This is a genomic window from Halomarina halobia, assembly GCF_029338575.1.
GTDB lineage: Archaea > Halobacteriota > Halobacteria > Halobacteriales > Haloarculaceae > Halomarina > Halomarina halobia.
On the sequence record NZ_CP119993.1, the window covers coordinates 1,086,626 to 1,100,637 of the forward strand.

Annotated in this window: 10 protein-coding genes; all 10 read right to left on the bottom strand. The window is 57.9% G+C overall.

Annotated features, from left to right (window positions below; genetic code table 11):
* Positions 1-1,812, bottom strand: coding sequence for an ABC transporter substrate-binding protein (locus tag P1K31_RS20480; protein WP_276306199.1), 1,812 nt, complete (start codon positions 1,810-1,812; stop codon positions 1-3).
* A 1,187-nt stretch (positions 1,813-2,999) separates the two neighbouring features.
* Positions 3,000-4,139: an arginase family protein gene (locus P1K31_RS20485; RefSeq protein WP_276306200.1), complete on the bottom strand. Its 1,140-nt coding sequence runs from the start codon at positions 4,137-4,139 to the stop codon at positions 3,000-3,002.
* A gap of 85 nt (positions 4,140-4,224) precedes the next feature.
* A complete protein-coding gene (locus P1K31_RS20490) occupies positions 4,225-5,706 on the bottom strand; it encodes a class I adenylate-forming enzyme family protein (RefSeq protein ID WP_276306201.1) in 1,482 nt (493 codons plus the stop codon).
* 4 nt (positions 5,707-5,710) lie between these two features.
* On the bottom strand, positions 5,711-6,421 hold the full coding sequence (locus P1K31_RS20495) for an enoyl-CoA hydratase/isomerase family protein (protein ID WP_276306202.1): 711 nt from the start codon (positions 6,419-6,421) through the stop codon (positions 5,711-5,713).
* Between the two features lie 110 nt (positions 6,422-6,531).
* Complete coding sequence (locus tag P1K31_RS20500) at positions 6,532-7,284, bottom strand: ABC transporter permease (RefSeq protein WP_276306203.1); 753 nt, start codon at positions 7,282-7,284, stop codon at positions 6,532-6,534.
* 23 nt (positions 7,285-7,307) lie between these two features.
* The gene (locus tag P1K31_RS20505) at positions 7,308-8,150 is read right to left on the bottom strand and encodes an ABC transporter permease (RefSeq protein ID WP_276306204.1); all 843 of its coding nucleotides are present in this window, start codon (positions 8,148-8,150) and stop codon (positions 7,308-7,310) included.
* Positions 8,147-9,190 carry an ABC transporter ATP-binding protein gene (locus tag P1K31_RS20510; protein ID WP_276306205.1) on the bottom strand — a complete coding sequence of 348 codons (1,044 nt, stop codon included), beginning with the start codon at positions 9,188-9,190 and terminating at the stop codon, positions 8,147-8,149. Before P1K31_RS20510 ends, P1K31_RS20505 begins: the two co-directional genes overlap by 4 nt.
* A 64-nt stretch (positions 9,191-9,254) precedes the next feature.
* Complete coding sequence (locus P1K31_RS20515) at positions 9,255-10,325, bottom strand: ABC transporter substrate-binding protein (RefSeq protein ID WP_276306206.1); 1,071 nt, start codon at positions 10,323-10,325, stop codon at positions 9,255-9,257.
* Positions 10,326-10,926: 601 nt separating this feature from the next.
* Positions 10,927-12,249: an aminotransferase family protein gene (locus tag P1K31_RS20520; RefSeq protein WP_276306207.1), complete on the bottom strand. Its 1,323-nt coding sequence runs from the start codon at positions 12,247-12,249 to the stop codon at positions 10,927-10,929.
* A 612-nt stretch (positions 12,250-12,861) separates the two neighbouring features.
* Entirely contained in the window at positions 12,862-13,854 is a 993-nt protein-coding gene (locus P1K31_RS20525; RefSeq protein WP_276306208.1) for an ornithine cyclodeaminase family protein, read from the bottom strand.
* Positions 13,855-14,012: the final 158 nt, after the last annotated feature.

Below are 14,012 nucleotides of genomic sequence, written 5' to 3' on the forward strand. Positions count from 1 at the left end.
TCACCCCTGTTTGGCCGTCCAGTCGCCCGTGCGCGGGAGCCACTCGGTCGGCCAGTACAGCTGGATCTTCTCGCTATCCGCCGGGGGGACGTTCCAGTCGTCTGAGGTGAGGAACGTCTGGGCGAGCTTCTCCTGGAGCGGGAGCACCGGGAGCGTCTGATTGGTGATCCAGGCGAGTTCCTGGATCTGCTTCAGCGCGGCCTCGCCGCTGCTCTCGGTGAGCGTCGTCACCAGTTCGCCGGGTGTGACCGACCGCGGCTCGCCCGACGGGTCAGACAGCGGCGGGACCTCGAAGCGCTCGGGCACCTTCCAGTAGTCGTTGGAGTCGGTGCTGCTGAACAGGAAGTCGAAGTGGAAGTACGGGTAGCTGTTGTCGTAGTCCGCCCACCCCTGCAGTCCGATGGTGAACTCGTGGTTCGTGTACACCTTCCCCCAGTAGGTCGAGGTGTCCTGCGCGTTGAGCTGGGACTTGATCCCGAACGACGATAGCTGGCTCGTGACGGTCTTCGCGCCGGCCACCCAGTCGGTGAAGCCCGCGGGCGCGGAGATGTCGAGCTGGAGCGCCGCTCCGCTCCCGTCCTTCCACGTGCCGTCCTCCTTCGCGTAGCCGGCCGACTCGAGCAGCTCGGTCGCCTTCGCGGGGTCGGGCTGGTACTTCTCGAACGTGTCCGCGACGCCCTTGAGCCACCGGTCCTCGATCGCGCCGCTGAACTGGCCGGTGAGGCCGCTCGGGTACTCGACCGGGAGCTTCGAGTCCGTGCCGGCACCGGAGTTCTTCGCAACGGCCTTCCGATCGATGACGTAGGCGAGCGCCTTGCGGACCTCGGGCTTCGCGAGGTGTTCGTTGCGAAAGTTGAACACCAGGCCGAGTCCCCAGTGGCGCGGGATGAGACCGACGTGGGTGTGATCCGGCAACTGCTTGAGCTTGTTCGCGGGCATGAACAGCGTCGCCGACCCGTCGGTCCGGTCGTTGATGAGCGCGTTCCAGCGCTTCTGGTTCGTCGGCATGTAGAGGTACTCCATATTCGGGAAGTTGATGTTGCCCGCGTCCGGGTGGTCCTCGTACTTCGTGAGCAGCGTGCGCTGGGTGTCTGCGTCCTCGAACTTGAACGGGCCGTTGCCGACGGGGTCCGTGATCGCCGTGGTCTGTAGCTCGGAGATGACCTTCGAACGGGCCTCCTCCCCGCCGGCATCGTCGGCTCGCTTCACGTACTCTCCGTAGACGCTGTCCTTTGCGACCAGCCGCTTCGGCTGGAGGTACGACAGGAGGATCTGTTCGTTGAGCCTCTGATTCAGGGTGATTTCGACGGTCTTCTCGTCCTGCTTCGTCACCGCCGCAGCGACGCCGTCGACGTACTGGCGCAGCGACCCGCCGGTGTACATGTCCAGCTTCAGCTGGTTGACGACGTCCGTCGCGGACACGGGCGTCCCGTCGTGCCACGAGAGGCTGTCTCGGACCGTCAGCGTCGCCGAGTCGTTGTCGAACGTCCAGTCAGAGATCGCATACGGGTAGAACTTCTGCTCGGCGATATTGTAGCGCATGAACCGGTCCCACAGCATGCGGCGCGGTTCCGCGAAGTTCTTGCTGTTCCAGGGGTTGTACTGGGAGTCCTGCGGAACCGCCCACTGGGCGAACGTCAGTGCCGTGTCGGTCGATCCGCCGCCGCCACCGCCGCCGCCACCGTTGTCGCTCGCTGCGCGGCGACCCCCACAGCCGGCCAGCGCGCTTGCGATCCCGGTCGTTCCGAGGACCTTCACGAGACCGCGACGGCTCAGCCCGCCGGCGGTTCCTCCTTTGTTATCTTTCGTCATAGTCCGACTATCCGTGTGGAATGGAGGTATATATAAATTAGGGTGTAATACTACCACAACATTTTTTCACGACTTCGCGGACCCGCGTCGACGCGCGTTCGTTCCGGTCGTGCGGGACGCAGGCGTATTCGATGATCCCCGGCGCTCGACCGTCCGTTCGAACGTGTGGCCGGTTCGTCGGTCATCTCCCTCTATAAGTCCCCGTTCTCGGCGTCGCCCCCAGGCGTATCACCCCCGTACGCGTCTACCTCCTCGCCGGCTGGATCCGTACTACGATCATGGGCCATGGTGCTGTTCATTCTCCGCTGTTGACCGGCAGCCAAGTCGAGGGCGATAACGGCCACGGAAACGTCTGTCGGGATGGCTTCGAGATCGGATTTGAGACGGAATGGCGAGGGATCGCGACGCCTCTTAAGGGTCGTATGTCGACAGAGCTGCTTCGACGGTATTCAGTGAGCGGCTCACAATCGTGCCCTTTGCGACACGTGGTGGTACCCTCGTCACGCCACTCGCGTTTATGTCGACAACAACGGTAGCAGTAATACTAATCACTCGATTCTCTGAAGAAGATGAGCTGCTTCAGTGGAGGGAGATATTGACGCGGCAGTGCAACGGGACAACTGTAATAAGCGAGGGTTAGAACTTGTTTCGGGCATCGCGATGAGTGCGGCTCTCAGAACCTCGGGTGTCTAAACGACTGTTTCTGCGCGTGTATCCTGTCAGCCGCCACCAAAGAGGACATTGGCTATCTAGCGCGCTACTACTGCTTGTTCGTTCACTCAAAAGGCGGTATCCAATCACCTGCAAAGACAGCTCTTACTATTCATACGCTAGTGAGATGGAATTTTGGAGATCAATAGCATTTGATGGCGGTCATATTTGCTTAATTATATATTCCTCAGAGGACGTACGACAGTGTGACATTATCCACTGATAAATGGATAACACTCTTGAATTCGGGTAGCGGAGAAACTCTGGCTTAGCCAGTACTGAGGTGGAAAACACGGTTTAGTTCTCCTTTTATCTATATCAATATAGAATCAGTTCCATTCCCACGTGGTGGCGAAATATACGCGTATTTACTTCTGTACTCTCTGTGGTGACCACCGACGTGACTCGAGGATAGAGGTGATAAGTAGTGCGATATGTTCTTCCCGTGTACAGATTATATTGGAATATCGATAGAGTCATTTGTCTGAGGCTGGATCGAACTGGAGTGGCCAGTGATGGGCGTGGATCGCACCGGCCTCACGGGTCCACGTTTCGACCGGTGGAAGATACTCCTCAAGGAGGGTAAACGGGTCCTCGACGCCAGTGTCAACGTTGAGTACTCCTTCAAGCACGCCTAGCGTCCCGAAGGGCAGGTGGCTCAACTGGTAGCCACCCTCCTGAACGATACCGAGGCTTCCCCCAGCGCAGTGCGCCGCCAGTTCGCGCATCCGACATCCCAAGTCATGAAATCCTTCTTTGGTCAAAAGATTGCGCCCGTTTGGATCGATCTGGCCAGAGTCCTGGCCGGCGCCCACAAGTAGCAGTTCTGGCTCGAACACTTCGAGAATCGGCTCGACGATCGCATCGAACACGTACGCGTATCCCCTGTCGCCGGTCCCGGGCGGGACGGGAACGTTCACGTTGTATCCAATCCCCTCTCCAACTCCCTGTTCATTTGCCCTTCCTGTCTGTGGATGATGTGGACCCCAAGCGCCGAAGTCGTTGTGCACGCTGATCGTGAGCACGTCGCTTCTGTCGTAGAAGATCTCTTGGGTGCCGTTGCCGTGGTGGACGTCCCAGTCGACGATCGCGATTCGCTCAGCCCGTCCGGTCGCACGGGCATGGGCGGCGGCGACCGCGAGGTTGTTGAGATAGCAGTAGCCGTCCGCAGTGGCGGGCTGGGCGTGGTGGCCGCTCGGTCGTACCAGCGCGTACGGCACCTCGTCAGGCCCGCCCGTGAGTGCGCGCTCCGCGGTCTGGATCGCCGCGCCGGTCGCATGTCTGGCAGCCTCGAATGTCGCCTCGTTCACACCCGTAGCGGGATTCAGTCGACCGCTCCCCTCGGCGCTCCGCTGCTTTAGGTAAGCAAGGTACTCGACCTCGTGCACGCGCTCGAGGTGCGCGGACGTTGCGGGGACCACCGCTTCCCAGGTCGTTACGTCGGCGAGCGCGCGTTTGATCGCGTGGCGGATGTTGATGAGGCGTTCCGGGCGATCAGGGTGAGGTTCCGTCACCGCGAGTAGGTCATGTGGCGGAAAGTGGTACGCGCCATCCGGTGCCTCGTGTTCGATGAAGACCTCGTCGAAGTAGACAACGAGTTCAGACGCTGCGGACATCTACCCTGATGACCTCCGGCGATAGCCTTAAGAGTTGAGCCCACTGGCCGGGCGTCTAACTACATGGTGAAGCTGAATCGAGGGGTTACAGCCGCTCCTTGAGAATCTTCCCTGTCTCCCCTCGTGGGAACTCCTCGAGGATATACACCGCCTCGGGAATCTTGAAGTCAGCGAAACGCTCGGTGCAGTCTTCTCTGATTCGTTTCTCCAGCGCCTTCTCGTCTGTATGCTCATCGATCGTGACGTACGCCACTGGTACCTCACCGTAGATCTCGTGCTCGTGGCCGACCACGGCTACGTCCTCGACGGCTGGGTGAGCGTGGATCGCCTCCTCGATCTCACCAGGGTAGATGTTCTGCCCACCCCGGATGATGATGTTCTTGATCCGGTCCTTGACGTAGCACCGCCCCTCCTTGTCGACGTAGCCGATATCTTCCGTGTGAAACCAACCGCCCTGAAGCACTTCTTCTGTCGCCTCGGGATTATTGTAATACTCCTTGAACACGGTCGGCCCCCTAAGCACGATTTCCCCGAGTTCACCGGGCGGGAGCGGTTCGCTAGTATCCTCGTCGAGGATTGCCGCTTCGGCGTACAGCGTCGGGGAGCCGGCCGAGCCGACGACGACCTCCTCTGGTGATTCATACGCCGTTCCAGCGGCCTCGGTGAGGCCATAGATCTCCATGACGTTGATCCCGAACGCTTCTTCGAACCGCTCGACGAGTTCCTCGTGGACGTACGAACCAGACACGACAAATCGTTCGAACGAGGAAACGTCCCGGTTCTCTGGGTACTCCCGTTCGAGTAGGATCGCGAGGACGCTCGGGACGACACTCGTAATATTCGCGTCGTATTGCTCGACATCTGCCCAGAAGGAACTCGCGCTGAAGCCGTTCCGCAGGAGTACCTGACCGCCGTCATACATCGTGCCAAGGGTGGTGATGAACCCGTCGATGTTGAAAAGCGGGAGTACCGTATAGAACACTCCGTACCCCCGTGGCATCTCCCCACCGTCGAACCGGAACAACAGGTTCAGATGACTCAACGCGACGCTCTTCGGATCACCGGTCGTCCCGGAGGTGAACATCAACAGTGCAGTGTCGACTGGCCGTACCTCTCGCTTTGGTACGGTCGAGCGCGATTCGTTCGCGTTCGCCTCGCACTCCTCGGGTGTCAATAGCGCCTTGACGCCAATGTCGTCGATCGCCTTCTCGACGGTTTTACGCAGCGATTCCTCCGTAATGACGAGCTGACTGTCCGACTGTTCAAAAACGTACGCGATCTCCCCCGTCTTGTACTCGGGATTCGTTGGGACCACGACGCCACCGACCTTCAGGACCCCGCAGATGGCGACGACAAGTGCCGCCGAATTGGGGAGTATGACTCCGACTTTATCGCCCGCTACGACGCCCCGTTCGGCGAGCGTCGCAGCGACCTCGTCAGAACGGGCGTCGATTTCCTGGTACGAGAATGTCTCGCCCGTCTCCGCCCTGATGAGAAACGTCTCGTCGCCGTTTCGGTCGGCCTGTCCGCGGATCATCTCCGGGAGGGTTCCGTAGTCGGGAATCATGATCTCACCACTCGATTTCGCCTGAAAGCTCGTCGCATAGCAGATTGGCGACCTCCTCGTACTCGAGTACTTCCTCGACCGGGAAGGCGTGGTTGAACCCGCGCTTGTTCAGCCATAGGGCCGTGCGGGACTTGTTCTCGACGATGTCCTCGGCGACCGATAGCACCTTCTCATCGAGATCGGCATCGTCGTACACGCCGGCGATGAGCCCCAGTCGTTCCGCCTCATTCGCGCTGACCTCGCGGCTTGTGAATACGAGCTCTCGCGCCTTGCCCGCACCGACGGTCAGCGGCAGGAGAAGTGTTGAAGCGTTCGAGATGGTGACGCCGATCTCCGATTCCGTCATCTTGAATGTCGTATCCGTCGCCGCGTACCGCAGGTCGAACGACAGCGTCCACTCGAAACCACCGCCAACGACCCACCCGTGTAGTTTTCCGACGACGATGCCCTCGAACTCCCGTACGGCGCGCGTGATGTCTTGAAACAGGTCGATGTTCTCACCACCCTCCTCCTTTGCAGCGTCCAGGTCGGCGCCGGCGGTAAATGCCCGGCCGGCTCCCTCGAAGATAAGGACTGTGTACTCGCCGTTTGCGCTCCGGACGGTGTCCGCAATCCCCGCAAGCAGTTCCCCATTGAGGGCGTTGAGCGAGTTGGGCCGGTTTAAAGTGATCCGCAGGATCTCGCTGCTTACTTCATCCTTGTCCAGTACTGCCATAGCAGTGTGGTTGTCTCTATCAACCCACATAAGTCGTTGGTCTCGGTCTATCACAGTCGCAAGACAACGCGCGAACGCGACCGTTCGCCCTCATCGAGAACGAGAGGCAATTACCGCTCGAGCACGGTCGCTAAGACGGCCACAATGAGCATCACCACGATGAGCACGGTCGAAAGTGCGCTGATCACCGGGCTGAGTCCGGAGCGCGTCATTGTGTAGATGATCACGGGCACGGTCGTCGTGCCGGGAGAAACCAGAAACTGCGTTGCGGTGAATTCGCCGAACGAGACCACAAAGGAGATCAGGATCGCCGAGAAGACGGCGGGAGAGATAATCGGTAGCGTGACGTTAAGAATACTCTCGGCCGGCCCCGCGCCGAGCACCTGCGAAGCTGCCTCTAGCGTCGTGTCGAAGCTGACCAACTCTGCACGAACAATCAAGAACACGTAGGGGAGTGTAAGGATGGTGTGACCGAGGACAACGGGGACGTAGCCTGACGAAATTCCCAGTTCTGACGCGTACTGGATAAGCGCCAGACCGGTTATCACTGGTGAGATCATCAGCGGAAGTAGCATGAGCGTTGAGATCTGCTCTTTGTATGGAAACTCTGTCCGGACAAATCCGAACGCGGTGATCGTCCCGAGAAGCCCCGATAGGATTGACGATATCGTAGCGACGAAGATACTCGTCGAGAGAGCATTCAGTATCTCCGGGTCGTTCAACAGCGTGACGTACCACTGGAGTGAAATCCCCTCACGCGGCAACGTCGGGAACGGTCGCGGCGTTAGAGAGGTTAACACGATCACGACGATTGGTACCAATAGGACTGCGTAGACGAACAGTGAGAGGATCGTCAGGCTCATTCGCGGTGCGAGTTGGTGCCGATTCATAGCTCGCCGAGCACCTCCCCGATATTGATAACGGAATTAAAGATCATCAGTACGACCGTAAGGATTACCGTGTAGAGTACGGCGATGGCGGCCGCCAGTTCGACATTGAACGCGGAGCTGAATGTCTCGGCGATCACATTGGCTATCATAGTCTGCCCCGGCCCACCGAGGATGGCGGGCGCCAAAAACGACCCCGTCGCGAGAATGAACTCGATGAGCCCCCCCGCGATCACGCCCGAGAGACTTAGCGGGAAGATGACCGACACGAGCGTCCGCAGGTGTCCGGCACCGAGCACATGCGAGGCGTTGACTAGATCCTGATCGATGGAGTTAAGCGAGTTGTAGATCGGTAGGATAGCAAACGGAAGCAGCGCGCTCACAAGGCCAACGATTACGCCCACAGACGAGAAAAGGATGTCGAAGTCCGTTCCGAACACCATGACGAACGGACCGTTCGGGGAGAAAAACAGCTGGATTCCGAGGTATCTGATGATGTATGCAACCCAGAATGGGAGAATGACGAGACCTAGCAGCAGAAACTGCCGTTCACCATAAAAGACGATGTAATAGGAGATGGCGTACGCTAGTACGAGCGAGACGACCGTCGTAACCAGACCATAGTAAAATGAGCGTACAATGGCGTCGAGGTAGACTCCCTCAAGCGCCGTGCGGTAGTTCACGAACGGATCGCCGCTAGAGAGGTTAACGCTCGTCCATCCGAGCAGCAGGATGGGAATCGCGTAAAAAAACAAGAGGAATCCGAGCCCGATAAGCACCAATGACTGGCTCGACACTCGCTGCTTTATGATCTCTGGAACGGGGAGGTTCTTGACAATCATAGTGTGATGACGTTGGATGGATCAAAGGAGACGTACACGTCGTCGCCCTCCCTGATCGGCGGGAACCGCTCTGTTTCGACGAGGACGTTCGTTCCTTCCGGCAGTTCGACGAGTACTTCGGCAAACCGCCCGAGTTCGGTGATCTCCCCGACATGTCCGCGGAATTCGTTTTTCTGATTCGTCGCTGAACGCGCGATCTCGATGTCTTCCGGGCGGACGTACAGCACGACCTGTTTGCCGTCGGCGAGACTTTCGTTCCCGTTCAGGTAGAACTCCCGGTTTCCGTTGCGGACAACGAGTGGGGAGTTCGATGCTACCGTTCCTTCGAACTTCGTAGATTTGCCCACGAATTCGGCCACGAACGGGTTTACTGGGGTCTCATAGATTTCCCTCGGCCGGCCGACCTGCTGCTTGCGGCCGTCCTTGAGGACAACCACCCGGTCCGATAGCGAGAGCGCCTCTTCCTGGTCGTGGGTGACATAAAGTGTCGTGACATTCACCTCCTCCTGGATACGCTTTATTTCCCTTCGCATCTCCTCGCGGAGCACACGATCGAGGCCTGTCAGGGGCTCGTCGAGCAACAGCAGGTCCGGTTCGTACGCGACTGCCCGAGCGAGGGAGATGCGCTGCTTCTGCCCGCCGCTCAGTTCCCCTGGCCGGTGGTCCCCGTGATCAGGCATCTGTACAAGGCCGAGCAGTTCCTGGACCCGCTGCTTGGCGTCCGCCGCGTTGTATCCGTGCATCTTTAGACCGTACTCGATGTTTTCCTCGGCGGTCATGTGGGGAAACAGCGCCGAGTGCTGAAACGCCATACCGATGTTGCGCTCGGACGGTGGCGTGTTTGTGATGTCTTTCCCGCGGAGGTGAATGCTTCCTTCGCTCGGTTCGACCAATCCCGCAATCGCGTGCAACGTGGTACTTTTTCCGCAACCGCTTGGACCGAGGAGGGTGACGAATTCTCCTTGATTCAATTCGAACGACAGATCGTCGACGGCCTTCAGATCGCCGTAGTACTTGGTGAAGTTCTTGACCTCGAGCATTATTTAAATTTGATGACGTATTGTATGTTCATCTTGGGTGGCGGTTGGGATCGAAAGCGTCGGCCTATCCCTGTTTGACCTTTTGGAAATCCCGCTGCATCTGATCTAGACTCGGGAGCACGTCGTTCCAAGTAGGCCAGCTGAGCTGGTCAATGCTGTCGACGTAGTCGGGCATGTTCTGGATCTCCTTCGGTGGGTCCTTGATCATAATTGGGTACCCCAGGTTTGTCGACAGTTCAATTGCGTTCTCACGCTTGTAGCTCCAGTTGAGCAGCTCATGGACCGTGTCGCTTTTCTCGCTCGCCTTCGGAATGTTGTAGTTCTCGTCAAGCACGAACGTTCCCTCCTCGGGTAGTACGTACTTCATCTGTTCGTATCCTGCGTCTTGGAGCGCGAGAGTCCGTCCACCCCAGATCTCAGCGATCATTGCGTTCCCTTCGCGAAGCAGCTGGATCGCTTGTGCGCCCGAACCCCAGTACTTGAACACGACCCGGTGTTCCTGTTTCATCCGCTCGATCGTTTTCTGGTACAGCGCGTCGTCGTTGACGATCTCGTTGATGTTCGTCCCAATAGCTAGTGCCGCGTTGGCAAAGCGCGAGAGGGGATCGTCGCGAAGCGCAACCTGGTCGGTGAACTGCTCGTTTAGCAGGTCACCCCACGAGGTCAACTCCTGATCGACTTCGTCCGTGTTGTACGTGTACCCCTGTGTCACTGGATCGCGGAAGACGGTGTCGCTTTTTTCGTCCGATTTCACGTACGGGGCGTTCTGGAACGCCTCCTGCATGTTCTCCGTATAGTTGGGCAGCTTTGAAAAGTCGATCTCGCCGAGTAGGTCCTCATTTCGAGCAATTGAGATGCCATAAGAGCTGAAGTTGACGAGGTCGAACTCGCCTGGATTTTGTTTCAGCCTCGAAATGAATTCTGAGTCGCCGCCGGCTGATGTGTGTTGGACCTTGACGCCACTTTCCTCTGACCACTTTTCGAAGAGTTGCTTTGCCGAGTCTTGGGTGTTGCCTCCCCAGCCCAGATACCGGATGGAGTCCGGCTTCCCTGACCCACTGCCCGATCCACCACCCGATCCACCGATACAACCCGCCAGTCCGAACGCACCGGCACCGCCGAGGGCAGTGAGCACTCGCCGCCGTCCGACGCGACCGGTTGGGGCGCGTCGACCCTGCGATCTGTCGGTGTTCCCAGAGTTACCATCTAACATTGATGTTAGACTTTCTCAACCAAGGGTATAAAGCTAACTCACTAATTTCATGGGGTGCGATTCTTGACTAGCTGTTTTCATTTATGCAATTTATCAACTGAATGGATTATCTACGACGAGGCAAACGTCGTCTCCGGAGATAGTTGTTTAAGGAGTTCATCGACATTGTTACGCGGGTAGCAGTCACATCTAGGGATCCGGCGTTCTAGTCAAGGTAGCCGTGTTAAGGCACCAGCCAGATCCCAAGACAACTGTGACACAGGTCAACGTTCGGGCTCAGAAGCTCAGGGGAATCTGGCCCTAATAGGTGGGATTCCGATGTCTGTCCTAATAGGTGGATGGCTATGAGCCGACGGTAATACCGTCTGATAGTCGCGCGAGTATCTACATCAACAAATCTATCTCTCATTTCAAACCAACCACCTATGTCCAGAGTTGCTCCGGGAATCTCACGGGGACGCCTCCAATATCCCCGACAAGATATCGATACAGGACCCACCAGCTATGGGGGGTCGGTGATCGGTTAGCCGAAGACAGTCTCGATCGCGGTATCGAGGACCTCGATAGCCTCATCGATCTCGACCTGTCCAACTGAGAACGGAGGAGCAACGAGAACTTGCACATCTGGGCGACCGCTCCCGAACATGATACCGCGATCTGTAGCTTCCTTACGGACATCCGCGACGGGGTTGTCGGAGTCGTGGTCCACCCATGGATGGACGAAGGGGTCGTCGGTTACTGGGTCGGCGAAGACGACGCTCCATAGGAACCCACGGCCGCGGACTTCCGAGACGACGCCGTGTGACGCCTCTAGCTCCCGTAGTCGCTCCTCTAGATACGGTTCGTGTTCACGGACGTTGGCGATCAACCCATCGTCGTACTCCTTGAGGGCAGCGCAACCGGCAGCACAGGCTACTGGATGGCCGGCGAACGTCTGCCCGAGTTCGTGGCCGTTCTCCTGTACATGTTGGCCGATCCCCTCGTCTACGATCACACCTGCCAGGGGGACGTACGCGCTCGTAACCCCCTTCGCGAACGTGATCATGTCCGGGTCGACATCTTCGGTACTGATGCCGAACCAATCACCGCACCGACCGAATCCCGTGATCACCTCGTCGGAGATAAGGAGGATGTCGTATTGGTCACATATTTCACGGAGTCGTTCGAAATATCCCGGAGGTGCCGGATAGGCCCCGCTAGTTCCCCCGATGGGCTCGGTGAGGATGGCAGCGACCGAATCCGGCCCCTCGTTCTGGATGACGAACTCGACGTGATCTGCAGCCATCTCGGCTAGTTCCCGCGGCGAATCCGCGTCGAACGCCTTCGGTAGTGGCGGCAGGAACTTTCCCGTCCCGGTCGTGGCAGCGAATCGTTCCACCGTCGCCCGGGTACTGGGGTCACCCGTGAGTCCACCCGCGCCGTAGGTCCCTCCGTGATAGGACTGCCATCGTGTCAGTACCTTCGGTGCGTCCTGAACGTCCCTCGCGATCTGGATTGCCGATTCGTTCGCCTCACTGCCCGAAATCGAGAAGTAGACGTCGGACAGCGATCCTGGAGCGATCTCTGCTAGTTTCCTCGCCAGTTCCGACCGCGTATCATTGTGTTTCGCCGAGGAGACGTACGGGATGCGACGTGCTTGTTCCTCCATGGCGTCAATGATGGCTTCGTTATCATGCCCGGCATTACAGCAGTACAATTGCGAGACGAAGTCGAGGTACTCCTTCCCCTCGTCGTCGTAGACAGTCGCACCCTCCCCGTCTATGATCGTCGGAGTCTCACTCTTCGGACTGTACCAATGAGGGATTGCCTGGGTGTCTGCCTGCATCTCTGGTGGTTTGCCGCTCATACAATCATCCCATATAGCCCAATCCAAATAATAGGGACGGGTAGTACAGTTGTACGTAATAAGAAATGGATGCCACCTCCGGAAGCCTACCTGTTGGTTCGAGTTGTGGAGGATTACTAACAATCGCTGTTACAAGGGGCCGTTCGAGCGCTAGACGGTAGAACAGTCAGGGCGAGTTCGCGACCGCTAGTAGGAGGAGTCGACCAGAACAACGAGTGTTCATTGTAGATGGACTGAAAACATACTCGGGCGTCGAACTGACGGGGTATTCACATCTTTGATCAATTGATAGTGGGAGCTTTCGTCAGTTACGTCGCTGAACCCCACTTTCTTGAGACCGTCCGTAGTTTCAAATCCCAGGTCGATCCTCGCGGGTTATTTCACAGTGTCCCATGCTCGGGCGACGGACTCACGCGACGTGCGCGGTAACGGAAGCTACCGGGACGCTCCAAGCACGACAGGCATAGCGCACCGAGAACGGATGATCGGAGGATTCACGATAGCTCAGATGCGACCGAACTTATCTAATCTATTATATAAATGACAGTTGGACCTGCTTCGTAAGAGTTCTCAAGTTGTTCCTCAGTAGCCCTCACCGGCCGAGGTTCAGGATTACTTATCCAGTCCGAGCAAATCAAAGGGATGTCCGTTATTGTTTTTAACGGCATATTCGTATACGACGTGTGCAGTCGCGATGTCCTGGATGGCGAGGCCAGTCGAATCGAACACCGTGACGGTATCCTCAGTCGTCCGACCCGGTTTGCTGCCGATAACGATTTCGCCTAACTCCGCATAGATATCTTTGTCAGTAAGGTACCCTTTGTTCCAAGGAACGTTGATCTCCCCAGAGTGGGTACATTGATCGTAGTCGTCAATGATGAGCTTCGCGTCCAAGAGTAATTCCTCGTCTATTTCTTGTTTCTCTTTGGCGTCGGCCCCCATCGCATTGATGTGAGTATACGTTCCCACCATCTCCCGATCGACAATGGGCTCTTCAACGGGCGTCACCGTCGAGAGAACGTCACAACGGGCAGCCTCGGCTGGGCTCCCACTCATTACTTGGAAGTCGTCTTCGAATGTTTTGATGAAGCGGTTGACCCGCTCCTCGTCGAGATCTGCAATGACAACCCGTTCAATATCACGGACTGTCGCGATCGCCTCTAACTGGGTATACGCTTGGGTGCCGGCACCAATGATCCCGAGCGATGAGGCGTCGGAAACCGCGAGGTGGTCGGTCGCGACAGCGGCCGCGGCACCAGTTCGCTTCATCGTCAGTTCTGTTCCGTCGATGATCGCGAGTGGGAACGCAGTCCCCGGGTCTGAGTAGATCACGATACCCATTACCGTCGGGAGATCGTGAGCATGGGGGTTGTCCGGATGGACGTTTACCCACTTGATGCCCGCCGCGTCCCACGCGTCCGCGTTGAGGTAAGCTGGCATCGACCGGAAGTCGCCGTTGTACTCCGGGAGGTCGATGTACGACTTCGCCGGCATCTGCACGTCCCCACGCTCGTACGCGGCGAAGGCTCGCTCGACCGCGTCAATTACCTCGTCCATGCGGGCGTTCTCGTCGACGGCCACACTATCAAGGAGCAATGTCTGCATGACCGGGAGCTTCCGTCCTACTTACTTAACTGTACGCTCTGTTCTCCTGCTGACCCGCCTGGTACCAGCCGCGAGCGTACCTACTCTCGACGTAGAACGACGTCACGGTGTCAAGGTGACTGGCAGAAAGTGAGTCGCGTCGCGCGTCTCTCTGTGAA